This window comes from Allorhizocola rhizosphaerae (assembly GCF_003426775.1).
Lineage (GTDB): Bacteria > Actinomycetota > Actinomycetes > Mycobacteriales > Micromonosporaceae > Allorhizocola > Allorhizocola rhizosphaerae.
Genome location: NZ_QJUG01000076.1, coordinates 12,637 through 36,033, shown reverse-complemented (window position 1 = coordinate 36,033; position 23,397 = coordinate 12,637). Strand labels below are relative to the sequence as shown.

At 67.4% G+C, this 23,397-nt stretch carries 24 protein-coding genes and 1 pseudogene; 13 read left to right on the top strand and 12 right to left on the bottom strand.

Going from position 1 to position 23,397, the window contains the following annotated elements; genetic code table 11:
• On the bottom strand, positions 1-265 hold a 265-nt coding region (locus tag DM816_RS18135), incomplete at its 3' end, for a helix-turn-helix domain-containing protein (protein WP_246002019.1).
• 431 nt (positions 266-696) lie between these two features.
• On the opposite strand from DM816_RS18135, the gene DM816_RS18130 reads away from it, so the two are divergent.
• The 4 genes from DM816_RS18130 to DM816_RS18120 all read left to right on the top strand — a co-directional run bounded on the left by DM816_RS18130 (position 697) and on the right by DM816_RS18120 (position 6,882).
• On the top strand, positions 697-4,608 hold the full coding sequence (locus DM816_RS18130; protein WP_117211428.1) for a S8 family serine peptidase: 3,912 nt from the start codon (positions 697-699) through the stop codon (positions 4,606-4,608).
• 21 nt (positions 4,609-4,629) lie between these two features.
• On the top strand, positions 4,630-5,166 hold the full coding sequence (cpt, locus tag DM816_RS18125) for a chloramphenicol phosphotransferase CPT (protein WP_117211427.1): 537 nt from the start codon (positions 4,630-4,632) through the stop codon (positions 5,164-5,166).
• A gap of 274 nt (positions 5,167-5,440) precedes the next feature.
• The gene (locus tag DM816_RS42670; protein WP_162907587.1) at positions 5,441-5,671 is read left to right on the top strand and encodes a hypothetical protein; all 231 of its coding nucleotides are present in this window, start codon (positions 5,441-5,443) and stop codon (positions 5,669-5,671) included.
• A gap of 707 nt (positions 5,672-6,378) precedes the next feature.
• Positions 6,379-6,882, top strand: a complete 504-nt coding sequence (locus DM816_RS18120; protein WP_211588752.1) for an SMI1/KNR4 family protein — start codon at positions 6,379-6,381, stop codon at positions 6,880-6,882.
• Positions 6,883-7,522: 640 nt separating this feature from the next.
• Here the strand turns inward: DM816_RS18120 and DM816_RS44555 are convergent.
• Positions 7,523-8,791, bottom strand: a pseudogene (locus tag DM816_RS44555) (IS481 family transposase); the annotation flags it as partial.
• Between the two features lie 244 nt (positions 8,792-9,035).
• Positions 9,036-9,248, bottom strand: coding sequence for a hypothetical protein (locus tag DM816_RS18110; RefSeq protein WP_117211425.1), 213 nt, complete (start codon positions 9,246-9,248; stop codon positions 9,036-9,038).
• A 368-nt stretch (positions 9,249-9,616) separates the two neighbouring features.
• Between DM816_RS18110 and DM816_RS18105 the strand changes: the two genes are divergently transcribed.
• The gene (locus DM816_RS18105; RefSeq protein WP_117211424.1) at positions 9,617-10,531 is read left to right on the top strand and encodes a sporulation protein; all 915 of its coding nucleotides are present in this window, start codon (positions 9,617-9,619) and stop codon (positions 10,529-10,531) included.
• Here DM816_RS18105 and DM816_RS18100 read toward each other — a convergent pair.
• On the bottom strand, positions 10,528-11,544 hold the full coding sequence (locus DM816_RS18100; RefSeq protein WP_246002018.1) for an alpha-hydroxy-acid oxidizing protein: 1,017 nt from the start codon (positions 11,542-11,544) through the stop codon (positions 10,528-10,530). The genes DM816_RS18105 and DM816_RS18100 overlap by 4 nt on opposite strands.
• A gap of 157 nt (positions 11,545-11,701) precedes the next feature.
• On the opposite strand from DM816_RS18100, the gene DM816_RS18095 reads away from it, so the two are divergent.
• A complete protein-coding gene (locus DM816_RS18095) occupies positions 11,702-12,226 on the top strand; it encodes a GNAT family N-acetyltransferase (protein WP_117211429.1) in 525 nt (174 codons plus the stop codon).
• Here the strand turns inward: DM816_RS18095 and DM816_RS18090 are convergent.
• A complete protein-coding gene (locus DM816_RS18090; protein ID WP_117211423.1) occupies positions 12,214-12,480 on the bottom strand; it encodes a hypothetical protein in 267 nt (88 codons plus the stop codon). The two genes, DM816_RS18095 and DM816_RS18090, sit on opposite strands and share 13 nt — an antisense overlap.
• 189 nt (positions 12,481-12,669) lie before the next feature.
• Here DM816_RS18090 and DM816_RS18085 point away from each other — a divergent pair, with 189 nt between their 5' ends.
• The 3 genes from DM816_RS18085 to DM816_RS18075 are packed head-to-tail and all read left to right on the top strand — an operon-like array spanning position 12,670 to position 14,930.
• Positions 12,670-13,068, top strand: coding sequence for a sensor histidine kinase (locus tag DM816_RS18085; RefSeq protein WP_162907586.1), 399 nt, complete (start codon positions 12,670-12,672; stop codon positions 13,066-13,068).
• Complete coding sequence (locus DM816_RS18080; protein ID WP_170318836.1) at positions 13,065-13,733, top strand: response regulator transcription factor; 669 nt, start codon at positions 13,065-13,067, stop codon at positions 13,731-13,733. The genes DM816_RS18085 and DM816_RS18080 overlap by 4 nt, the downstream gene beginning before the upstream one ends.
• 12 nt (positions 13,734-13,745) lie before the next feature.
• Positions 13,746-14,930: a hypothetical protein gene (locus DM816_RS18075; protein WP_117211420.1), complete on the top strand. Its 1,185-nt coding sequence runs from the start codon at positions 13,746-13,748 to the stop codon at positions 14,928-14,930.
• Positions 14,931-15,827: 897 nt separating this feature from the next.
• Here the strand turns inward: DM816_RS18075 and DM816_RS42665 are convergent.
• From DM816_RS42665 to DM816_RS18045, 6 genes are all read right to left on the bottom strand, one after another.
• Entirely contained in the window at positions 15,828-16,172 is a 345-nt protein-coding gene (locus DM816_RS42665) for a hypothetical protein (RefSeq protein WP_162907585.1), read from the bottom strand.
• 70 nt (positions 16,173-16,242) lie between these two features.
• Positions 16,243-16,764, bottom strand: a complete 522-nt coding sequence (locus tag DM816_RS42660) for a hypothetical protein (protein ID WP_162907584.1) — start codon at positions 16,762-16,764, stop codon at positions 16,243-16,245.
• Positions 16,761-17,363, bottom strand: a complete 603-nt coding sequence (locus tag DM816_RS18060) for a hypothetical protein (protein WP_117211417.1) — start codon at positions 17,361-17,363, stop codon at positions 16,761-16,763. Before DM816_RS18060 ends, DM816_RS42660 begins: the two co-directional genes overlap by 4 nt.
• Positions 17,356-17,850: a WXG100-like domain-containing protein gene (locus DM816_RS18055; protein WP_117211416.1), complete on the bottom strand. Its 495-nt coding sequence runs from the start codon at positions 17,848-17,850 to the stop codon at positions 17,356-17,358. Before DM816_RS18055 ends, DM816_RS18060 begins: the two co-directional genes overlap by 8 nt.
• Positions 17,851-17,864: 14 nt before the next feature.
• Complete coding sequence (locus DM816_RS18050) at positions 17,865-18,206, bottom strand: hypothetical protein (RefSeq protein ID WP_117211415.1); 342 nt, start codon at positions 18,204-18,206, stop codon at positions 17,865-17,867.
• Positions 18,203-18,604: a YbaB/EbfC family nucleoid-associated protein gene (locus tag DM816_RS18045; RefSeq protein WP_162907583.1), complete on the bottom strand. Its 402-nt coding sequence runs from the start codon at positions 18,602-18,604 to the stop codon at positions 18,203-18,205. The genes DM816_RS18050 and DM816_RS18045 overlap by 4 nt, the downstream gene beginning before the upstream one ends.
• Before the next feature lie 224 nt (positions 18,605-18,828).
• Here DM816_RS18045 and DM816_RS18040 point away from each other — a divergent pair, with 224 nt between their 5' ends.
• Together DM816_RS18040 and DM816_RS18035 are read left to right on the top strand one after the other, a co-directional pair.
• Positions 18,829-19,866, top strand: a complete 1,038-nt coding sequence (locus DM816_RS18040; protein ID WP_117211413.1) for a hypothetical protein — start codon at positions 18,829-18,831, stop codon at positions 19,864-19,866.
• Entirely contained in the window at positions 19,863-21,119 is a 1,257-nt protein-coding gene (locus DM816_RS18035) for an MFS transporter (RefSeq protein ID WP_117211412.1), read from the top strand. Before DM816_RS18040 ends, DM816_RS18035 begins: the two co-directional genes overlap by 4 nt.
• Here DM816_RS18035 and DM816_RS18030 read toward each other — a convergent pair.
• Entirely contained in the window at positions 21,105-22,112 is a 1,008-nt protein-coding gene (locus DM816_RS18030) for a coiled-coil domain-containing protein (RefSeq protein ID WP_246002017.1), read from the bottom strand. The genes DM816_RS18035 and DM816_RS18030 overlap by 15 nt on opposite strands.
• A gap of 209 nt (positions 22,113-22,321) precedes the next feature.
• Between DM816_RS18030 and DM816_RS42655 the strand changes: the two genes are divergently transcribed.
• Both DM816_RS42655 and DM816_RS18025 read left to right on the top strand, forming a co-directional pair.
• The gene (locus DM816_RS42655) at positions 22,322-22,465 is read left to right on the top strand and encodes a hypothetical protein (RefSeq protein WP_162907582.1); all 144 of its coding nucleotides are present in this window, start codon (positions 22,322-22,324) and stop codon (positions 22,463-22,465) included.
• A gap of 11 nt (positions 22,466-22,476) precedes the next feature.
• On the top strand, positions 22,477-23,388 hold the full coding sequence (locus DM816_RS18025; RefSeq protein WP_117211410.1) for a DUF3500 domain-containing protein: 912 nt from the start codon (positions 22,477-22,479) through the stop codon (positions 23,386-23,388).
• The last annotated feature ends 9 nt before the right edge of the window (positions 23,389-23,397 follow it).

Genomic DNA, 23,397 nt, shown 5'->3' with positions numbered 1-23,397 from the left:
CCCGGTCGAGCTCGGCGGCGCGGGCGCGCACCAGCGCACCGATCGCGGCCTGCGGCTCGATTGCGGCATATCGCCTGCGCGCCCCGGACAGCCGGCCGACCAGGCCGTGGTCGCGCAGCCGGTCCAGTGCGCGGGAGATGCGCTCCGGGTTGTGGCCGAGGTCGGCGGCGAGCTCGCCGGGCGCGGCCGAAGGGCGCACGAGGATGGCCCGGTACACCTCCTCATCAAAGGGGTCCACGCCGGCAGCGGTCAGTTCCGAGGTCACGAGGGGTTTTACTCCGTTCAGGCGAAGCCGTGCTCTTGCGCGGTCGGGGCCGGGCGCGTAGCGATCCGGGCCCGACCGCTGCCGAAATCAAGGTCTTACTCCGTTCAGGCGAAGCCGTGCTCTTGCGCGGTTGGGGCCGGGCGCGTAGCGATCCGGGCCCGACCGCTGCCGAAATCAAGGTCTTACTCCGTTCAGGCGAAGCCGTGCTCTTGCGCGGTTGGGGCCGGGCGCGCAGCGATCCGGGCCCGACCGCTGCCGAAATCAAGGTCTTACTCCGTTCAGGCGAAGCCGTGCTCTTGCGCGGTTGGGGCCGGGCGCGTAGCGATCCGGGCCCGACCGCTGCGGAAATCATGGCCCAAAGATGACAGGGGCAGCAATAGGCCAGACCCGGGCATTGCTCCTTACATCCTGGCCCGACTAGGACGGACAACATGAACAAGAGATCTCTGGCCGCCTGCGTCACGGTGGTCCTGGGCGCGGCCGGACTCATCAGCGACACCAGCGTGGCCGCGCCGCCCGGTCCGCAGCGGCGAGTGATCGTGCTGTTCGAGGACAACGCTGTGACGACCGCCATGGCGGGCAAGCGTTTGGGCCTCATCAACGGTGTGGCGATGACGGCCTCCGACAGCGAGATAAAGCAGCTGAAGGGCGTGCGCGCCGTGTGGCCCGACGCACCCGTCAAGGCGCACGTCGACGTGAGCACGAGCCTCATCGGCGCCACCGAGGTACGCGAGAAGCACAATGCCACGGGCCGCGGCGTGCGCGTCGCGGTCATCGACACCGGCGTGGACTACACGCACCCTGATCTGGCCGGCCGTGTCGTCAAGGGATACGACTTCGCCAACGGCGACGCCGACCCCATGGACGACCACGGGCACGGCACGCACGTCGCAGGCATCATCGCAGGCATGGCCGCCGCGCCAGGCGGTGTCACAGGTGTCGCGCCCGAGGCGACCATCGTGGCCTACAAGGTGCTCAACGACAGAGGCTCCGGTTATACGTCCGACATCGTCGCGGCCATCGAGGCGGCGGCGTCCGGTCAGGCCGATGTCATCAACCTCAGTTTGGGCGGGCCCGGCGACGGGTCCGACCCGATGAGCCTGGCCGCCAAGGCGGCTTCGCAGCGAGGCGTGGTGGTGGTCGCGGCGGCCGGAAACGCGGGCCCCTATCGCGACTCCGTCAGCTCCCCCGCGGTCGCCGACAGCGTCATCGCCGTGGGCGCGTCGACGAGCAACCTGCGCATGCCGAGCGCCTATCTGGGCAACGGCCTGCTGCAAACCTGGCGTGGCGCGCATTCCGCCAACCCGCCCGGCTCCCCCGTGACGGCCGAGGTCGTGCACGTGCCCGACTGGGCGACCGCGCCCGACGTGCGGGGCAAGATCGTGCGATTCGAGACGTTCGTGCCACGGGTCAAACAGGATCTGACGTCGTGGGACATCGAGCTGGCACGCGAGGCCGAAACCCGTGGCGCGATCGCGTTGCTTGGCGGCTTCCCCGGGACGGTCCAAAATGGACCGTCCATCAAGGCCGATGCCGGCGTGCGCGTGAAGGCGTCCGGCGATCTGCTGGTGATGGACCGCCTCGTGGTCCTGGGCATGGACCAGACGCAGTATGACGAGATGACACGGCTGCTGGCGGCCGGGCCGGTGCGGGTCACCATCAAGGGCGAGGACGTGACCGACCAGATCGCCCCGTTCTCGTCGCGCGGGCCGTCGCCTTCCTTCGGGCTCAAGCCCGACCTGGTCGCGCCGGGCGTCGAAATCCGCTCGACCATCCCGACGGCGCTGTTCGAGCCGGGGCAGTACCGCCTGTCCGGCACCTCCATGGCCGCACCGCACGTCGCCGGGGCCGCGGCACTGTTGCGCCAATTGAACCCCGGACAGTCACCCGCCGAGATTCACTCCAGGTTGGTGAATTCTTCAAAATCGTTATCCGGTACGGAGGTCGGCTCCCGCGGAGCAGGCCGACTTGACGTCGCAGGGGCGGCCAACGCGACCCTGACGGCAAGCCCGCCCGTGCTGTCGTTCGGGCTCGCCGATCTGTCCACACGCGACGTGGGCGCCTCGCGCCGGTTGACGGTGCGCAACACGGGCTCGCGGGCGGTCCTGGCCCGCTTGGGCACGGGAAGCCGGGACGTGCGCGTGAGCCGCGAGTGGGTGCTCCTGCCCGCCGGGCGGGCCACGACCGTGACGGTCACGGTCCGGGCCGACAATCCGCACGCCGACACGACCATCGAGGGTCTCGTCACGGTCACGCCTTTGCTCGGTGGGCCCGCGATTCGCGTGCCATATCTGCTGGTCGTGCGCCCGTTGGTGGTGCAGACTTCGCCGGACCCGAGCGACGGCACCTCCACGGCATACATCTACAGCTACGCGCCGCTCGCGCAGGCACCGACGGCGACCGTGCGAGGCAAGACCGTCACGGCCACGCACGCCTACGGAAACTGGTACACGGCTTCGCTTTCGGGCTATGCGCCGGGTGCCTATCAGGTGTCCGTGCGCGCGACCGCCGCAAGCGGGCAGGTGCTCACGGGCACCAGCGGATTCGAGGTGACGCCGGAGGAGGCGCGCAAAATCCGGTGGGAGCCGGTCGGTCCGCTCAGCGAGGGCGGCGATCTGGCCCTCTCACCGAGCGCGCCGCAACAGGCCGTCATGACGCAGTACAACAAGGCCGGGCCGTGGCTGACCACCGACGCGGGCCGCAACTGGACCCAGCTCAACCGGCTTCCCGTCGCGGGCGGGATCCAGCTGGGCACGGTGGTCGTGGACGCCCGACGATCGGAGCGGTTCTGGTACGCGGTGAACGATGCCGTGACCGGTCTGGGCAAGGTGCTGCGCACCGACGACCGGGGCAAGACGTGGCGGGCGCTGCCCGTGCCGGCCGGGTTCATCCTCACACTGGTCGCCGACGAGCAAACACGAACGCTCGTGGCGGTCATGGCCGACGGCATCGCCGTAAGCACGGATGCGGGCGACTCGTGGACCGCCTATCCGTCCGGAGTGGACGGTGAAATCTGGTATGCCGCAATGGGCGGCGCCGACCTCTATCTGAGCACGAGCAAGGGAGTGTGGGTGCGCAGAGGCGTCGTCGGCGAGGCCGAGCTCGTCTACGACGCGGGCGACGGCTTCGTCTACGGCCTCGTGGCCAACGGCACGGTGGTAGCCGCGCTCATCCCGAGAATCGGCGTTGTCGGCTCCTATGACGCGGGCCGCAGCTGGTCCACATTGCTCGATCACCCGGTCTGGGGTTTCATGCTCAAGCGGTCCGGCAGTGACCTGTTCATGATCGGCACGGTCATCGGCTCGCGGGTCAGCCGCGACAACGGGCGCACCTGGTCCACACTGCAAGAGCCGCTCGACTCGGCCGTGTTCACCGATTACGACCGGTGGGCGGACGGCAGCATCACCTTGAGCGCCGAAGGCGCGGGAGTCTACCGTGGCAGCGCGGACGGCAGCGGGTACCAGAGAATAGGGGTTCAAGGCATCTCCATCAACGCCCTGGCCTTCAGCGGCAACACCCTTCTCGCCGGCACCTCATCGGGGCTCTACCGCGCGACCCTGCCGATCGCCGGTCCCGAGTGGGGCGCCTCGGGCGGCGAGGGCTACATCGGCGTGACGGTCAGCCACATCACCGTTTCGCAAGGGGTCGCGTGGCGCGTGCAGCGCAGCGCCTTCGGCTCGTTCAACGTGGAGCGCAGCACGGACGGCGGGGCCACGTGGGAGACGAAGGGCACGTGGGCGGAGGTCCCGATCGCCCTCGCGGTGCATCCGGCCGACCCCAACCGCATCGCGGTCAGCTTCTGGTCGCTGGGCGGGAGCGGCCTCTACAGCACGACCAACGGCGGGTCCACATGGAAGAGCCTCTACCACGACACACCGATCACGGCGATCGCCGGCGATCCGTCCAATCCGGACCGTTGGTGGCTGGGCGACGATTCCGGCCTGTACCGCACGGACGACAACGGCGTCACGAAGACCAAGCTGGCCGACGGCCCGGTCACGTCTGTCCTGCACACGCCGCGCGGCCTCATCGTCGGTGGCAAGACGATCCGCATCCTCGCAGACGGTCGCGTGCGCGATACCGACACCGGCAACCTGCCGCTCAAGGTTTCCGACCTCGTGCAGCACGGCACCACCCTCTACGCCGCCACCACCGGCTACTGGGAAAACGGTGTCCTCAAGGGCGGGCGGGGCATCCTGCGCTCCGCCGACGGCGGCCACACGTGGCACAACATCTCCAGCAGTCTGCAAAACCTCGACACGACGCGCCTCGCCATCGGCCCGGACGGCTACCTCTACGCCGGGACGATCGACGGCGGCGTGCACCGGACACGACTCCCTTAACAGGAGGTCTAGTGTGATGCGGTGACCACTCGGGTGATCGTGCTCAACGGTGGATCGAGCTCGGGCAAGTCCGGAATCGCCCGGTGCCTGCAGGCAATCCTGCCGGTTCCGTGGCTTGCCCTCGGAGTCGACACGCTGGTCGACGCGATGCCCGCGTCCATGCGCACCGCCGGCGCGGGCATCGAGTTCGCTGCGGATGGCACGGTGAATGTCGGGCCGAAGTTCGGCAGACTTCAGCTGGCGTGGATGGAAGGGGTCGCGGCGATGGTCCGTGCGGGCGCACGGGTCATCCTCGATGACGTCTTCCTCGCCGGAGGCGGGTCGCAGCAGCGCTGGCAGAAGGCGCTTGCCGGGCTGGACGTGTTGTGGGTCGGCGTCAGGTGTGACGGCGCGGTCGCCGCCGGCCGCGAGATCGCCCGCGGAGACCGGGTCCAGGGGATGGCCGCGTCACAGGCGGAAATGGTCCACCTGGGCGTCGCTTACGACCTGGAGGTGGACACCACGCACACCGAGTCCCTGGCGTGCGCGCGGACCATCGCCGCACAGGTGCGTCAATGAGCACTGCTCGGACTATCAGCGACACCTACTCCGAGCTGAAGCTCACTTTCGACGAGCCGATCAGCACAGCTGAAGCGACGACGATCCGCGCCTCGATGACGGGTAGTCAGGTCAACGACGTAAAGCCAGCAGATTACCCGGCGAACTGGCCCGTGTATTGCTGGGAATCCGGCGGTTTCGGCGACTCCAACGGGAGCTTCACCTACCAGTACTACTGCGGCTCCCCGCGACGATCCCTTGGGGATTCCGGCTTTCGGCGTCAAATCAGGCCTCGGTGGTCGGCAACGTTTCTGAAATGGGGCTCATCTGGTGGGTCAACGGCCATCGGGCGGGGCAGAACGCCAGCCATTTTGTTCCACCCTCGTACCAATTTCATGGCACCATGAACCCAGTATTGTCAGTTAGCTATGTCCAGTTTCAGGACTACTTCACCTGGCGCCACAACATCGGCTCTGGTGGCACAGCGGCCCGAACGATCGCCGGAAGCTTCTACATGGCAGAATAAGCCTCGTGGCGTTAGCACTCGATAGGATTGCCCTGGTGGCGCAAGCGGTTTTGAATCGCTTGCGCCACCAGCATACGGAGTGGGCAGTTGTTGAGGTGATCCCGTCAGAAGAGTCCGAGTTTGCTGTTCCTGGGCACTCTCTTCCGAAGGGCTTGCCTGCACCTCGTTCCGTTCTGGTACGGGCGGCTAAGGCCTCGGACCCTTCGTGGGTTATCACTTCTTATTTCTCACAGGATGTCCCTACACAGCAGGCGATCGCGCAACTGGCGAACTCGCTACAGGATGAGGTCATAGAAGCCGTTCAAGCTGCGGTGCCAGCATGCCATGAGCATCCTCATCCGTTATCGGTCCGCGTTGAAGACGGACTGGCCGTATGGGGTTGTCCTCTCGGGATTGGACCCAAGGAACCAGTCTCTGACATCGGCAACGACGAGGGATCTTAACAGCCGCCTGTCGTATACGACGGCCGCTGTTCTGCGTCGCGCGAGCTCGCTCAAGTTCGCCACAGGCCAGCGGGCTCCGTGCGTCGTTCGGTCTGAAGATTCCAGCTCTGCCAACGGGTTTGCCTAGACTCGCCTGATCCTTTACCGATGGGGATCGGTTGATCCTTGACCGGTGGACCTAGATTTTGGTGACCTTGCGGGGGTCGCCAACAGCTTGCATGGTTTCCAGATCGACCGCAACGCGTGGCCGTTAAGATGGCCGGCGTGACGCCGTTTGAGCAGGTGGCAGGGACGTTCTGGGATACGGCCGTTTCGTACGGTGTGCTTGCTCCTCTGACACCGGGCGCGGTGATCACGGCAGAGCGCCAGTTGGGCGTCAAGCTTCCTGGCGCGCTGGTGCAGCTGCTTCAGATCCAGAACGGCGGAGCGGTAGCCGACGCCTGGAGCGAGTGCTCGAGTGAGCCCAACTTCTACGCCGAGGATTGCGTGCCCTTCGATCACCTCTTCGGCATCGGGCCAGCCACCGATACCGGGGCAACGACGCTGCTGGACACCCCGTACCTGGTGCAGGAGTGGGATCTACCACCCGGCGTCGTGCTGCTAAGCGGGCAAGGCCATTACTGGGTAGCGCTGGACTATCGAACCTGTGGAACCGAGGGCGAACCCACCGTCACGTGGATCGACAATGAGATGGATCACGAACTTCATCTCGCATCCAATTTCCGCACGTTCGTCGAAAACCTTATGCCAGCAACACATCTACGGTGACACAGGCTGATCCATTGTGGTGACCTTTCGGGATCGCTGGGCTTTGACATGGAAAGACGGGTTGGGTGGTGGTGCGCCGCACGGTGCGGGTCCCGTCGTCGAGTTCGACGGTGAGCATGTCATGGCTGACGTGAACGGTCACGATTTTGCGGGCGTGCTGGCGTCCGAGGGCGACTTTCTGCCCGCATACGCAGATCCCGCCGCTGCCCGACGCCCGCCGTTGCACCGGGATCGGATCGGTGCGCGGCTGCGGCATGGGTCCTGCCGGGCGGGCACCGCGGACCTTGAGCATCTCCGCCGGGCTCAACGGGTTCGGGTGGGATCGCAGCAACTCCCGAGTGTCCAGGTCGAACAGCGTCAGGGTTGACCCGTCCAGGCGGATACCAACCCGTGTCCCGGCGCGTAGCTCGTTCATCTTCACGATATGGTTGCCCAGCGACACGAACCCGCCGGTGCCCACCGCCCGATCCACCTCGATCGCCTCCACCGGCCCAACGGGCGTGACCGGCAGCGGCGAGGGACCGGCTGGCCGGGCACCCAGCCTGGTCAGCACAGCCAGATCCGCTATCGACAGGTGCGAACGCACCGACTTGACCCGATCACCGTTCACGCTCAAATGGGTGACCTGGGTGTCGGCCCACAACGTCACCAACAGCCCCGCCCGCGCCGGGCCCAACCAAAACTGCTTGCCCAGCACCTCCAGATTCCCCGATTGTGGCACCACCCGATCGAACTCCACCGGCCCATGATCGAACACCGTGCCCGCAGCAGCCCGGCCGGCTTTGATGGCGCGTTGCGCCTGCGCCGGGGAAACCCTGGCCGTCTCAAGGGTTTGCGGGTCGAGCGCCGGCCACACCACCGGCAACGACCGGTCGGCAACGGCATCGGCCTGCGGGGGCGACACCACCGGCGCAGGCCCGGACAACTCCGGTGCCTTCCCGGCTGGTGTTGACTCGGCCAGAAAATCGGGCGGCCGCAACGGAATCAGTTCAAGCGTCTGCTTCGACGCGGTCGTGTCGAACAACGTTGCCGGGGTAGCCATGTCCAACGACTGATGCGGCCGCTGCGTGTTGTACTCGGCCGCGAACGCGTCGATGACCGCCTGCGCCGCCGCCACATCCGGGAACGGGCCACAGTCATCCAGCAGCTCCCGTTGCAACGTTTGGTGGAACCGTTCCACCTTCCCCGTGGTGGTCGGAGAGGCTGGCTGGGTGAGCCGGTGAACGATCCCGTTGGTACGGCAGATCCGATCAAAGAGCACCTCACCGCCCTTGCCGAACCGGTCGGTGAACTGTTTGCCGTTGTCGGTCAGCACCTCTTCCGGGACACCGAACCGTTGCAGCGCTTCAGCAAACGCCACATAGACCGCTCGACCTGTCGGCCGGGCCACGACTTTGGCCATCACCGCGAACCGGGAGTGGCCGTCCACTCCGGTGACCACCTTCGCCTCAGTGCCGTCGGCAAGCAGCACCCGGCCGACGATGTCCATCTGCCACAACTCCATCGGCTTGCCACGCTGCCAACGGATGTAATCCTCGCGCCCCCGGCGACGTTTGCGACCCGCCATCAACCCATGCCGCAACAAAATCCGGTACACCGTCGCCTTCGACGGCACCGGACCCGGACAACCGTTGCGTCCCAACTCATACTCGATCCGCACCGGACCCCACCGCGGATGCGCCCGCCGCATCTCGCACACCGCCGCCTCCACCTCAGGCGACGCCTGATGGGGACACGACTTGGGTCGATGCGATCGGTCGCCAAGCGCCTCCAACCCGCCTTCGCGATAGCGGATCAGCCAAGCGTGAACACTCTGCCGGGAGACCCCGAACTGGAACGCCACCTCACCCACCCGGGCGCCGGACTCCACTGCCATAACCGCCCGGAACCGCTGCTCCGTCGTAGACAACTGCCTCAATGCCAATCCCGGCTCCCGACCATCCGATGCCCGCAAACATCAAATGATCAGCAAGCCGCAGCCAGCACCTGTCAAGCATCACCCGAGACAGCGATGTAAAGCATCATCCGAGTCACGACAGCGCTAACGGAATTTGATTGCCGAATTGTTCTCTTCAGGATCAAAGCGGCCCTACGGGCCGCAACGGCCGGCACGCGGCCTTGGCCTCCGGCCGGCCGTGCCCGGCCAGCACCCGTCACCGAATTGCCCTGAAGCACAATCCACACCACATCCATGCCGCGCTCGTCTTCGCCACCGATGACCACGAACGGGCGGCGAGCCGATCGGCCAGCGCCCGCGCCGACCCGTCCGGGGTGTCGCGGGTCAGCTTCCACGCCGCGAGACCGGCCAGCACCACCGCCACGCATGCGGCGACCGTCACCCAGACATATCGGCGGCGGTACAGCATCTGACCATCATTGAGGGGTCGCGCAGCAGCGACAAGGTACCGTCGCCTCTCGCCCGCCCGCACCCCAGGTCATACGCCTGTCGGGTTGGTGACTGAGGCGCGCCTTGAGGTCTGCTGGAGGCGGCGGATGGAGTGCGCGGGGTCGGCTTCGATGATGGCGATTGGTTCTTGATTGCCGAGGATGCCCTCAGCATCAGCGCCAAGATTGTCCGGCGCCGACAGCTGAGCTGCGGGGCGTCGGAGGCGACAGCGTTCAGTCGCCTGTCACGCCGTCGCGATCAGTCTGCGTCGTACCGGTCGCGACCCCAACCGGATATGCGGGCTTCCCCTGAGGTCGCCGGTTGTCTCGACCTGGTAAACAGGACCCCATGGTCTTCAAGAAGATGCTTGCCAAACTGGGCGTCGGCGGCCCGTCGGTGGACACCGTGCTGGCCTCCCCCGTGACCCGCCCGGGCGGGCAGGTCACCGGTCAGGTTCACATCAAGGGTGGCGACCACGACACCCAGATCGAATATGTGTCGCTCGGGCTCGTCACCCGCGTCGAGGTGGAAAGCGGTGACCACGACTACAGCAAGGACGTGGAGTTCCACCGAGTGCATGTCGCGGGCGCGTTCGCGCTTCCGGCCGGTGACACCCGCGCGCTGCCGTTCAGCTTCGACATCCCGTGGGAGGCCCCGATCACCTCGTTCTACGGGCAGCACCTGCACGGCATGACAATGGGCGTGCGCACTGAGCTGGCCGTGGCCAAGGCAGTCGACAAGGGCGACCTCGACCCGCTGCAGATCCAGCCGCTGCCCATCCACGAGGCGCTGCTGGAGGCGTTCCTGCGGCTGGGTTTCCGGTTCGCCCGTGCCGACCTGGAGCGCGGCCAGATCTACGGCGTGCACCAGACGCTGCCGTTCTACCAGGAGATCGAGTTCTTCGCGTCCCCGGCTTATGCGAGCAAGGTGCGCCAGGTCGAGGTCACGTTCGTGACGTCAGCGACCGGGGTGGACGTGGTGCTCGAGTTCGACCGGCGGGGCTTCCTCGGCTCGTCGCATGACACCTTCAGCCGCTACCACGTGCGCCACGACCAGGTCGGCAGCGCCGACTGGGCGTCCGTTGTGGACGGTTGGGTGCGCGAGGCGGTGGCCAAGCACGGCTCCTTCGGCCACGGCGGCCACCACAAGCCGCACGGCCACGGGCACGGTGCGGGCGCCGTGGCCGCGGGCGTGGCCGGTGGGGTCCTCGGCGGCATGGTGCTGGGCGAGGTACTGGATGAGGGAATGGATTTTGATTTCTAATCGGGGAAGGTCAATGTAACCTCCGACGCGACCGAGCACCCGCTCTGGGCCAGGGCGTGGGTCAGCTCGTCGCGCAGGGTTTCCAGGACGTGGCGGACTCCTGCCTCACCCGCCACGGCCAAGCCCCACACGACGGGCCGACCCACGGCCACCGCCGCCGCGCCCCGCGCGAGGGCCTTGACGACGTCGGTGCCCCGCCGCACGCCGCCATCGAGCAGCAGCGGAACCCTGCCGGCCACCGCGTCTGCGATTGCCGGCAGCAGATCGATGGCGGCGGGAACGGTGTCGAGCTGCCGACCGCCGTGGTTGGACACGATGATCCCGTCGATGCCGCGTTTGACGGCCATGCGGGCGTCGGCCGGGTGGTTGACGCCCTTGAGCACGATCGGCAGCGTGGTGATCTGCCGCAGCCAGTCGAGGTGTTTCCACGCCAGGTCGGCGGTGTGGCGGATGGGCCGGATCTGGCCGTCCTCGGGGTCGCGCATGTTCTCGCAGGCGAACCCCGGCAGCATGGGCAGGCGCGGGTTGTCGGCGCTGACCACGAGCGCGCGGCAGCCCGCCTTCTCGGCGCGCCGCACGAGCGCCTCGGTGAACCCGAGGTCGGATTGCACGTAGAGCTGGAACCACAACCCCGGCCCGCCGTCACCGGCCACCGCGATCTCCTCCAGCCGGGCCGTCGCGGCCATGCTGACCACCATCAGCGTGCGCCCGGCCGCGGCGGCGCGGGCCGTGGCGAGCTCACCGTCGGGGTGGGCCAGCCGGTGAAACGGCGTAGGCGCGATCACCACGGGCAGGGGCAGCTCCGTGCCCAGCAGGGTGGTGGTCAGGCGTGGCGTCTGCGCGCGGAGGATTCTGGGCACGATCCCGATCCGGGCGAACGCTGCCTCGTTCGCCCGGACTGTGACCTCGTCGTCGGCGCCCCCGGCGAAGTAGTCAAAGACGGACTCCTCCAGGCACCCGCGCGCCTCCGCTTCCAGCTCTCGCAGTGACAGGCCGGCTAGCAAACAGCCCACCCTCTCATCGTGCCCACCGCCTGCACGACACACCATCATTTGATCATATATCTAATTTTGTCAATTAGCAGATCCAATGTGGCCGGTTTCATTGAACCCGGACGGCCATCCGGACGTGTAACCCTCGTAGTAATCGCGTGAGTCATACTTCGAAATGATGACTGTCACGACGCGTCTCGTGCGACCCGAAGACGCACCCGCCCTGACCGAGTTGGTGCGCGCCAACCGGGAGTTCCTCGCGCCGTGGGAGCCGCTGCGCGACGACGAATACTTCACGGTCGAGCGACAGGCCGCACTCATCGAGGATTCGCTTGAGCGGCATCAGCGGGGCACCAACCTGCCCCACGTCATCGTCGACGCGGGCGGCGACATCATCGGGCGCATCACGCTCAACGGGATCGTTTACGGTCCTTTTCAGTCGTGCAGCATGGGCTACTGGGTGGGCGAGGCCCACAACGGCCGCGGGGTCGCGACCGCGGCCGTGCGGGCCATCATCCGGGTGGCGTTCGAGGAGCTGGGCCTGCACCGGGTCCAGGCGGAAACGCTGCCGCACAACACCGGCTCGCAGCGCGTGCTGCAGCGCAACGGGTTTGTGCGCTACGGCTACGCACCGGAATACTTACACATCGCCGGGCGGTGGCAGGACCACGTCATGTACCAGCTGATAAATCACCTCCGCTGAGTCGCGGGTCCGCGCAGCCGGTGCTCGGCGAGGGCTGGCGCGAGCGCCGACACCGCCTGGTTGCCGTTGGCCCGCCACACACCCATGCCCAGCGGGACGGCGATCCCGGCAAGCGGCAGGTCCACAAAGGACGGATCCCGCCGGGCTGACCACGGCGGCGCGGGCCGACCACGCCGGCCGACCACGACCACGCCGGCCGACCACGACCACGCCGGCCGACCACGGCGGCGCGGGCCGATCAGCCCGAAGGCCACGTCATGAGCGTGTCCTCCATGGTGTATCCGCCTTCAGAGCGGCCGGGCCGATGTCGCCCGATCCGGTGATGCGTCTCCCAATCGGTTTCGCCCATCGCGCCCGCGGCGCGGGCCTGAGTGAAGCGGGGTGCGGCGCAGCGTCAGGTGCTGTCATGCCGTTGTTAGGTCCGGCCGGGCATGCTTGATGGCATGATCGCGGTGCGCTTACGTTTCACTGCGCTGAATGCCGTGCTGTTCCTGATGCCCGGAATCGGCCTGCTGGCGCTCATCACACTGCTGGCCGGCACGAGGGCGAGCGCACCGGTGGCGGGCCAGGTGCCCGCGCAGCCCAGCCTCGCGGGCGCGCACAAGCGGATCCGCCTGCTCGAAGCCCAGCTGACCGACATCCGCACCGCTCAGTCCCGCCAGCTGATCGCCGGCTCACCCAGCGCGCCGGCCAAGCCCGAACAGGTCGCCAAGCTGGCGCAGTCGTTCCAGCGGCTCGCGGCGGACCGCACGGGTACCAGATCAGGACTTGGTTTATCCATTGTCGCGGCGACCGTCGAGGCACACGGCGACCTGCGCGTGACCATCTCGCTGCCATCATGAGAGTTCTCGTGGTCGAAGATGCGCGGGCGCTGGCCGAGGTCGTCGCCGAGGGTCTGCGCGACCAGGGCATGGCCGTCGATGTCGCGCACGACGGGCTGGCCGCGGCCGCCAAGCTCGACCTCAACCCGTATGAGGTGGTGGTGCTCGATCGCGACCTGCCCGGCATCCACGGCGATACGCTGTGCCAGATGATTACGGCCCGCAGCGAGCGCCCGATGGTGCTCATGCTCACCGCGGCGGGTTCGCCCGGCGACCGGGTCAGCGGGCTCACCCTCGGCGCGGACGACTACCTGGCCAAGCCGTTTCACTTCCCCGAGCTGGTGTTGCGCGTCCGTGCGCTCGCCAGGCGCCGGCCTTCGGCACGCGCCCGGACGCTACGCGCGGCAGGTGTCGAGTTGGACCCCATCGCCCGGACGGCCACCCGAGACGGGCGCCGGCTCGACCTGTCGGTGAAGGAGTTCGCGGTTCTGGAGGCCCTGCTGATGGCGAGTCCCGCGTTCATGAGCGCGGAGGAACTCCTGGAACGCGTTTGGGACGAGCACGCCGATCCGTTCACCAACACTGTCGCCGTGACCGTCGGGCGGCTACGCCGCAAACTGGGTGGGCCGCCGGTCATCGTGACGACGCCGGGGGTGGGTTATCGCATCGCCGAACCGGGCGTGTGACACGATGCGTCCGTGTTGGACGGACTCGACGACATCGATTGGGCACGGCTGAGCCACGCGTATGGCAGTGCGGCGGATGTGCCGGCGCAGATTCGCGCGCTGAGCTCGCGTGAGGTGGGCGTGCGCGAGAAGGCGCTCCATGCGCTGTACGGCAACATCTACCACCAGGGCACGCGCTACGAGGCCTCGGCCTACGCCGTGCCGTTCCTGCTGGAGCTGCTCGCTGACCCGGGAACCCCCGATCGGGCGGGGATCGTCGGGCTACTGACTGCGCTCACGGTCGGATACGACTCCTGGTGGCTGCCCGACAACCTTCCGATCGCCCAACATCGCGCGGCCGCGGTGGGCGGCGAAGCCGTGCTCGCCACCGTCCCCGCCCCACACGACGACTCCTCCCTCGACGACTCAACCCTCGAAGAGGGCGACGAGGATGAGGACGAAGATTACGCCTTCGCCGATCTGTCCGATGAGGACGAAAACAAGCTCTACGCCTACTTCTTCGTACAGGTCTACGATGCCGTCCGCGCCGGAGTGCCGCTCCTGCTCGACCTGCTGAGCGATCCCGACGAGGAACTGCAGACGGCCGCCGCCTACGCGCTCGCCTGGTTCCCCGAGAAATCCTCGACCATCCTGCCGCGCCTCTCGGCGTCCACATTCGACAGTGAGATAACCGAAGCCACCGCGCTAATCAGCATCGGCTTACTCGGCGGCCGGCCGGATCCGGCCCACCTGCACGACCCACGCCCGCTCGTACGCTGGGCCGCCGCCGTCGCCCTGCGCGACCAAAGCGAGCTGGCAACCTGGGTCACCCGCGACGCGGCCACCGACGAGCGCATCCCGTTCCTCGACGGCGATCTCGGCGGGCTGGCCGGCCTCGCCCTCGGCCAACTCGGCGCCGATGCCGCCTTCGACGCGCTGCTGGCCAGAATCCCCCTAGTCACCGGCGTGACAGCCCTCCCGCCGGTGGCCGTGGCGCTGCGGCTTGCCTTCCCTGACGGTCCTTTTCCATCTGGTACCGAGCCAGCCACGCTGAACGAACGGCAGCGCAGCCTGGTCCGGGCCCTCGCCGACTCGCCGCGCACCTGGCAGTACGATGGCATGACCTTCGGCAACTTCAGCGAGATGGTCGGCGCATACGGCCTCCCCCGCTCCCCCGAAGCCATGCGCATCTTCCTCACCCCACCCAACCACCCCTGACGAGTTGGGTCGCTCCACAAGGTGAAGAAGATTACAGCGGTTGATCTCCTGCACCACAGGTAAATCAGTACGTTCCCCACGCACGCGGGGATGGTCCCACGGCACAACGCTGTTGACCGGCAGATTTCCCCACGCACGGGGAATGGCGGCCGCTATGTGTCGGGCAGAAATGTGCTCCGCATCGCGGGGATGTTCCTTGGCCGTCCAGGCGCGGGCTGCTGCCGAGATCGGGCTCCCAATCACGCGAGGACGATCCGGGATGGTGTCCGGATATTGGTCGATGAAGTGCAGGATCCGGGATATTGCAACGCTTTTCGCGTGTCCGGCGACGTTATCCCGGATGTTGCGGCGGCGTCCGCGTGCGCGACGACATTATCCCGGATGTTGCGGCGGCGTCCGCGTGCGCGACGGCATCGCCGATGTTGTGGAGAGCGGCCCCGTTGATCCGGATGGTGTGAAGGTGTGCGTGCCCGGCAAGCGGCGGCACACGGAAAAGGGCGGGCGCCGGATAGGGAGCCCGCTCTCGCATGTGCCGACGCCTATGACGCGAAGGCCTTGATCAAGCAGACCAACGGAGAGTCCGGAGGCGCTCTGCAGCACGACCCGCAGGCGTGTCGTGCTCACGCCGCTGAACGCGACGGTGTTGTATTGGTCGCCCGCAACCGGGGTATCCGCCGCTCGCGCCGCCTCCGTCCACGTAGGCGCTGCCGTTTCAAGCCTGCAGTTTCCACGACGCGGGCAGGTCGATGCCCTGGTTGTCGTCGAAGAAGTACACCTGCGCCCGGCTCACCGGCTGGGCCGAAGACCGCTGTAGACCCCGACCACTGCTCGCCCTGATTGGGCCACGTGCCCCAGCGGTTGCCCGCCTTGGGCGAGCCGAAGTTGGAGCTCGTCGGCTCATCCCCATTGTTGATCGCCGCGCAGCTCTCCCACGAAGACGTGAACGAACACGAAGCCGTGGCCGACCGGGCCAGGTTGTTGCCCGGCTGCGGTGAGGGTGAAGGTGAGGGTAGTAAAGGTGAGGGTAGTAAAGGTGAGGGTAGTAAAGGTGAGGGTAGTAAAGGTGAGGGTAGTAAAGGTGAGGGTAGTAAAGGTGAGGGTAAAGGTGAAGGTGAGGGCGAGACCGACGGAGACGGCGAGGGGTTTTGTGTCACCCGTGATGGCGAGTTCCGCGCCCGTGAACGTGCCGTGCCGCGGGTTGATGTCGGCCTCGGCCGCGCCGCCGTTGCACGCCCGGGTCACATCGGAAGGCTAGCCCATACGACAACGGCGGCCGCTGACCGCGACCGCCGTCCGTTTCTTTCGTTGAAGACTATTCTTCCTCCTCGCCGTCGCGGTTCCACCGCGCCAGCGAGTCCCACTCACCGAACTTGGGCACCGGCTCCCAATGCGACGACACGTCGACATCGCTGCGCTCGATGGTCTCGCGCTCCTGCTTGATGTCGTCGGAAATGATCTGCTTGGTCATCCCGTCGGGCTCGAAGCGGATCTCGTCGGTGCGCGTCGCGCCGATGAGCGTCTCGGCGTGCTCGTCGGGGTACTCATATTCGATCATGTTGTGCAGGAAGAGCCGGTCGTCGTCGGTGCGCCGGAACACGTAGTTGAGCGATTGCCGGCCGAACTCGTCGAAGAACCACACGCTGGCGACGTTGTTTTTCCACGCGATTTCGATGACCGCCTCGGGCACGTCACCGCCGGTGGGGTCGGCGAGCACGACCGTGTAGAAGTCGCCCGCGACATCGAGCGCCAGGGCCTGCTCGGGCGGCAGCGGGTCGATCGACTCCTGATAGTCGAAGTTCCACCGCTCGCAGTAGCTCACACCTTCGCTGATCACCGGTACACCTTACCCGTCTCGTCGCGGATCGTGATGCCAAGCCGCTTCGCCTCGTCGAGCACGCTCTGCGGCACGCCGCCGGACTGCACCGGCACCTCGAGGATGGGCTTGCCACGCATCGGGCCGCCGACCACGTCGCCGATCTGATCGCGATTGTGCTTCGTGTCCAGGATGGTCACGTTGGCGTCGCTCTTGTATTTGCTGTCGAGCTCGCGCAAGTAGCCCTTTGCCGTGTCTTCCTTGATCGAGCTGAGATCGGTGTGCTTGCGCGACACGATCTCCTTGTTGGGCACGTATGAGTCCACGCGCGTCTTGTTGCTCAGCGTGATCTCATTGCCGCCGCCGCGCGCCCGGTAGTAGGGCTCGCGTTTGCGGTTGAACGCGTTGCCCTCGTCGAGGCGCTGCTTGATGTGCGGCGGGATCGACCGCCGGCGCTTGGCCGCGGCCGGCACCCGCCTCGTCTGCGCCTTCTTGGCCGCGGCGAGCGCGTCGTCGCCCAGCTTCTTACCCTCGCGCAGCACGTTGTCGAGGGCCTTCATCACGCCCTTGGCCGCCGCGTTCATCAGCTTGGCCTTGCCGGTGGTGCGCCCCTTAACCATTGAGCACCGCCGTGATGGCCTTGTCGATCGCCATGTCGATCGCGTACTTCGCGATCATCTTGGCGATCGGGATCTGCGCCAGCGAAGCGCCGAACGTGGCCGCCGCGGCGGCGATGGCCGCGGCGATCTGGATGGCGCACGTGACCAGCTGGGCGATGACCGCGATTTTCAGGGCCAGCACGACGCCCGCGATGACCATCAGCCCGGCGCCGATGATCTGGGCTCCGGTGGCGGCGAGCTTGAGCCGCTCGGCGGGGCTGTCGGCCGACTCCCAAGCGGCCTGGAACGCCGCGACCGTGTCGGCCGTGTTGCCCTTCCACACCTGCGAGGCGGCGTTGGTGGCGTCGTCGACGTGGGAGCGGATCTGGTTGGCCTGGTTCATCCAGACCTGGGCCATGTTGAAAAGCTTCTCTTCGTCGGCGGCGGGCCAGTTGAAGCCGAGCATTTGCAGGAGGCCGCGGAGCTCATCGGGAAGCTGCAATCCCATTTCACGTCCTCATTTCACAGTGGGAGGTCGACTTCGGAGGCCATCTGCCGCACCAGCTCCAGCCCGTCGGAGGAGTGCTGGTCGGTGGAGTCGTAGTCATCGGCCGTGACGGACAACCGGTCGGCGTAGCCGAACACGGTGTCCAAATTGGAGAACAGGCAGTTCAGCGCCAGGGACAGGGCGGCCTTGTACACCTCGCCGATCAGCCCACCCAGGTCGTCGTTGCCCCACGCCTCACCGAACTCTTCCAGCTCGGACTGGAACCCTTCGAGCTGGGTGATGGTACGCTCCACCATCTCGACGAGCTCCTGCTCGGCCCGGCGCAGGATGAGGGTCTCAACCTCTGTGGTTCTCATTGCCGAGTCGACCTCTCAATCTGCCGCATGGCGTCGAGCAGGCCCTCGGTGATCCGGTTCATCGACTGCACGGCCTGATCGCGCGCCTCGTTGAGACTCTGGGTCAGCGCGCCGGGGTCGATATTGGCGACCGCGGAGTCATCGGCATCGGCGCCGCGCCCCATGGCCCACGCGTCGTTGACCGCCTCAATGATCGAGCGTTGCAGCTCGCTGCGGGAAATGTGCGTGCTCCGCTCGTCGAGCTCCAGCTGCATGAGCCGGCCGTCGGGGCCCATGACGGCCCTGACGAGACCGTCCTGGCTCTCTCCCTCACCCTCGGTGCGCGGGTCCTCCCCGTCGAACTGCGCCTCACTCTGTTGCTGGCGCATCAGTTCCAACTGGCCCTTAGCGCTGTCCATCAATTCAGCAAGCTCACGGCTCGCATTGGCAAAGCTAGACACGGCCCTCGCTCTCCTCCCCTGCAAAAATCGCTCTTACTGTACGAGTTCGCGGCAACGTTCAACAATATTCATGTCTATTCGCTGTTAGAAACCCCTCACAGAGTGCAATGTGGACGTATCGACTATCTCCGTTATAGGTGACACGGCCCCCGGCTCCGCGTGGTCCGAGATAACATGCGCGAATGTCCTTGTTCCGCAAGCGCACGCTGCCCATGCTCACCACCGATCTCATCGAGGCCCTGCGTGAGCAGGACAACCGCGCTTTCTCGGCGGCGCAGCGCGAGATCGTGAAGCGGGCCGAGCGGGCCGATGCGGCGGAGCTGACGGCCGCGCTGCACGAGCTGGAGCGGGCGCTGCAGACCGTGCCGCTCGGCATGGGCGGGCAGCTGGCCACGCTCGCCGCCGGTTTCGTGGAATATGGCGGTGATCCGCTCGTCGCGCTGGAGACATTGGCCCTGCGCGGGTCCGACGGGCTGGAGCGCGCGGCCCGGTTCCCGGCGTTGTGGCAGGCGGTCGGCGAGGGCGCGCCCCTGCCCGAGCCCGACGACCACGAGCGCATCCCGGCCGTGCAGGCGGAGCTGGGCTCCAACGAGGAGCACGAGCTCGCGGAGGCGTGGTTCAGTGTGGGCGAGTGGATCCCGAGCCTGCTGCTGCCGCTGCAACAGGCCAAGGGGCGCAAGGCGCTGCCGCACCGGGCGCGCCTGACCGCGGCGGCCGAGGCCGCGCAGGAGCACATCGGCGAGGTCGGGTGGCTTTACGGCCTGCTGCGGGTGCTCGACGACGAACCGGTCATCGTGCTGCACCCCGACTCCGGGCGCGGGTTCCGGCTCACCATCGGCGGCATCGGTGACAACTTCCAATTGCACACGCTGCTTGCCGCCACCCTGATCGGCGATCCGGCCCAGGGCAAGATCCCGGGCGAGCCGATTCCACCCGAATGGGTGGCGGCCGCGACCACCGGTGAGGATCTTGAGCCCTCCGGGGGGATCGGCGGGCGGTTCAATCTCGTCGACGCGGGCGGCAAATGGATCTGGAACGAGGGGCGGCCGGCCGACATCCCGAGGCTGGACGGGTACCGCATCGTGGTTTTGGAAAAGCCGCCCTATGAGCGCACCTGGAATGCGGGCCGCGTCTATCCCCTCATGCCTCCGTCCGTGACCGTCGACGCACACCTCACACCGGCGGAAGTGTCGGACTGGCTGGCTAAGATCGGCAAGTGATCGCCACACCGACAACGATCAAGCGCACCTATTACACCCTGACCCTGGGCAACACGCTGGCCGCCTCGCTGATCTGGGGGGTCAACACGATCTTCCTGCTCGACGCGGGTCTGTCCAATTTGGAGGCCTTCGCGGCCAACGCGTTCTTCACGGCGGGCATGGTGTTATTCGAGGTGCCCACCGGGGTCGTGGCCGACACGTGGGGCAGGCGGGCCTCGTTCCTGCTGGGCACGCTGACCCTGGCCGCGTCGACGGGGCTCTATGTGCTGTTGTGGTATGTGAACGCGCCCTTCTGGGCGTGGGCGGTGGTGTCGCTGCTGCTCGGGCTGGGCTTCACGTTCTTCTCCGGCGCCACCGAGGCGTGGCTGGTCGACGCGCTCACCGCGACCGGGTTCGACGGCCAGCTCGACGCGGTGTTCGCCCGCGCGCAGATGCTCAGCGGCATCGGCATGCTCGGCGGCTCGGTCGCGGGCGGCTTCCTGGCCCAGTTCACGACGCTGGGCATGCCGTTCGTGGTGCGGGCCGGGCTGCTGGTGGTCATGTTCGGGGTGGCGTTCGCGGCAATGCACGACCTGGGCTGGACGTCCAAACGCGACGGTCAGACCCTGGTGGCCGAGGTGAAGGGCATCGTCACCGATTCTTTGCGGTACGGCTGGCGCCTCCCGGCGGTGCGCTACCTCATGCTGGCCGGTGTCTTCACCGGCGGCGTGACCATCTACGTGTTCTACGCGCTGCAGCCCTATCTGCTGGGCCTCTACGGCGATCCCGAGGCCTACGGCATCGCGGGCGTCGTGGCCGCGATCGTCGCCGGCGGGCAGATCGCGGGCGGCCTGCTGGCCTCGCAGGTGCGCCGGCTGTTCCGGCACCGCACCGGCGCGCTCATCGCCGCCGAGGTCGTTGGCACGGCGGCGATCCTGGTGATGGGGCTGTTTGCCCACTTCTGGGCGGTGATCGCGGCCGTCGTGGTGTGGGCCGTGCTGTTCGCGGCGGCCATGCCGATCCGGCAGGCGCTCATGAACGGCATGATCCCGTCGCAGCAGCGGGCCACGATCCTGTCGTTCGACTCGCTGGTCAGCAACACCGGCGGAGTGGTCGCGCAGCCCGCGCTCGGGCGCGCCGCGGACGTGTGGGGCTATCCCGCGTCCTATCTGGTCTCGGGCGGGTTGTCGGCCCTGTGCCTGCCGCTGCTCGCGCTGGCGCGCAAGCAGCACGTGCCCGCCGACGAGACCGACGCGACGCTAGTAGATAGATAGGTGCACGTGGTTGGTGTGGTCGGGCGCGGGCGCGTCGCCACACTTGGACCCGGCCGAGTTGTAGCGGTGCCAGCCCGTGCTCACCTGCCAGATCTCGCAGTACCAGATGACATACATGACCCCCAGCGCGCGGGCGTTCTTCACGTAGAAGTCGGCCAGCCGGTCGCCATACGCCTTGTCGCCACCGCCCGCCGAGCGGTTGACGAACCCGTCGGGCGTGGCCGACCAGTCGCACGCTCGGCCCTTGGGGTGCTCGTATTTGTTGCCGGGCCGATAGCACGAGACATAGCGGCCAAACCCGAGCCGCTGGGTTTCCTTCAGCGCGTGCAGCGTGCGCGGGGTGATGCAGCCCGACGTCGTCGGGTCGTCCACCGAGCACAACTGCGACGGCCAGCTCCCGTCCGGGTTGCGCGGGGCCGGGTTGGCCGTCGGGATGCCCGACGAGTCCGACGGCGGCTTGGGCGGTGCGGGCGGGGCCTGCGCGGCGGCGAGCGCCTTCTCGGCGGCCTGCTTGCGCCGGGCCATCTCTTTGGCCGCATCGGCCTGCGCGGCGACCTCAGTGTCGATGCCCGCCTTGGCCTCGCCGATGCGCCGCTTCGCGTCGGCCATGGTGACCAGGCGCTCCGAGTCGGCACGGGTGAGGCGGTCCATCGCCTGCGCCTTGCCGATGAAGTCTTCCTTGCTCGTGGCCTGAAGCACCAGACCGATGGTGCCCACGCCGCCGATCATGTATGCCTCGGCCGCGTAGTCGGCGACGCGCTTCTTGACGCGCGCCAGGTCGGCCTCTGCCTTGGACAGTTGGGTTTGCAGCTCGGCCTGCTTGGCCTGGGAGCCCGCCAGGTCGGACTCGGCCTTCATGTAGCCGGCCGCTGCGGCCGCGAGATTGTCCTTGAGCGCGGCGATTTTCGCCGGGTCGCTCCCGTGTGGATCAGGGTCGGGTTGCGCGGCAGCCGTCCCGGGCATTGCCAGAACCGCTGTCGCGAAGACCGTCATCAGGGTCATCATCGACGACGTTGACCGCCGGCGGTGAGGGGTCACCGAGGGGCTCACGCCGCCTGACGCTACCGGACGTTGGCCAAATTGCAACCTTTCCCGGCTTGGCTTACTGCCGGTCATGACTTATATGCGACCCGTTGCCGATCAACGGTGATGAATAGGCGAGGCGGACCGCACGCCGCGGGCCTGGAGGTGGTGCTGCGCTCGTGACCGAGCCGTGGGGCCGGCGCCGGTTTCAAGTGGCCGGACCCGACGGCGTATTCGTCGAGGTGCTCGAGTCGGTGACGCCCGACCCGCAGTGGCTTGCCGCCAACGGATTGGCCGGTCAGCGCGATATACATGGGCGGTGAGTCTTGAAGACATGCGTGAGGCCGCCCGGGGACTGCTCGCGGCGCTCGACGAGCAGCAGCGGGCGCTGGCGGGGCTGCGGTTCGACGATGCGGGCGCGCGGCGATGGATCGAATATCGGCCGGAATCGCGGCCAGGAGCATCGCTGTCCAACATGGACGACCGAGCGCGCAAGGCGGCGCACCGGCTGCTCGCGACGGGCCTGAGCCCGCACGCCTATGCGCAGGCGATGGCGATCGTCGCGCTGGAGGAGGTGCTCGACCGGCGCGAGGGGTGGCGCCGGGGCAGGCACAGCAACGACTACTGGGTGACGGTGTTCGGCGACCCGGTGCACGACGACGCTTGGTCGTGGCGGTTCGAGGGGCACCACATCTCGGTCACGATGACGGTCGTCGACGGGGTCGTGTCGCCCGCGCCGGTCTTCTTCGGCGCCAACCCGCACCGGGTGATGTATGACGGGCGGGCGGTGCTCGCGCCGCTCGCGGCCGAGGAGGAGCTGGCGCGGGCACTGCTCGACGCGATGACACCTGTTGAAAGGTCACGTGCGATCGTGTCCGACACCGCGCCCCGTGACATTCGCAGCGCGACGAGCCCGAGGGCGTCCGCGCTTGAGCCCGTGGGGGTGTCCGCATCGAGCCTCGGTGGCGACGCGCGCGGGCTGCTGGACCGGATCGTGCGCATGTATCTGGCACGGTTGCCGGAGCAATTCCGGCCTGATCCGGGCGAGGTGAGCTTCGCGTGGGAGGGGCCCACCGTGCAGGGAGGACGGCACTACTACCGGATACAGGGCGACGACCTGCTGATCGAGTACGACAACACGCAGGAGGACGGCAACCACGCGCACACGGTGCTGCGCCGCCCGCGCGGCGACTTCGGCGAGGACGTTCTGAAAAAGCATCTGGACCGGGAACACCCCCCTATGTAGTGTTCCGAG

Coding starts and splice junctions, on each gene's coding strand:
- DM816_RS18055 (WP_117211416.1), bottom strand. CDS start 17,850: ATGGGATTGCAGCTTCCCGATGAGCTCCGCGGCCTCCTGCAAATGCTC.
- DM816_RS18085 (WP_162907586.1), top strand. CDS start 12,670: ATGATCGCGGTGCGCTTACGTTTCACTGCGCTGAATGCCGTGCTGTTC.
- DM816_RS18045 (WP_162907583.1), bottom strand. CDS start 18,604: ATGGACAGCGCTAAGGGCCAGTTGGAACTGATGCGCCAGCAACAGAGT.
- DM816_RS18040 (WP_117211413.1), top strand. CDS start 18,829: ATGTCCTTGTTCCGCAAGCGCACGCTGCCCATGCTCACCACCGATCTC.
- DM816_RS18030 (WP_246002017.1), bottom strand. CDS start 22,112: ATGACGGTCTTCGCGACAGCGGTTCTGGCAATGCCCGGGACGGCTGCC.
- DM816_RS18105 (WP_117211424.1), top strand. CDS start 9,617: ATGGTCTTCAAGAAGATGCTTGCCAAACTGGGCGTCGGCGGCCCGTCG.
- DM816_RS18060 (WP_117211417.1), bottom strand. CDS start 17,363: ATGGTTAAGGGGCGCACCACCGGCAAGGCCAAGCTGATGAACGCGGCG.
- DM816_RS18130 (WP_117211428.1), top strand. CDS start 697: ATGAACAAGAGATCTCTGGCCGCCTGCGTCACGGTGGTCCTGGGCGCG.
- DM816_RS18095 (WP_117211429.1), top strand. CDS start 11,702: ATGACTGTCACGACGCGTCTCGTGCGACCCGAAGACGCACCCGCCCTG.
- DM816_RS18110 (WP_117211425.1), bottom strand. CDS start 9,248: ATGCTGTACCGCCGCCGATATGTCTGGGTGACGGTCGCCGCATGCGTG.
- DM816_RS18050 (WP_117211415.1), bottom strand. CDS start 18,206: ATGAGAACCACAGAGGTTGAGACCCTCATCCTGCGCCGGGCCGAGCAG.
- DM816_RS18025 (WP_117211410.1), top strand. CDS start 22,477: ATGCGTGAGGCCGCCCGGGGACTGCTCGCGGCGCTCGACGAGCAGCAG.
- DM816_RS18080 (WP_170318836.1), top strand. CDS start 13,065: ATGAGAGTTCTCGTGGTCGAAGATGCGCGGGCGCTGGCCGAGGTCGTC.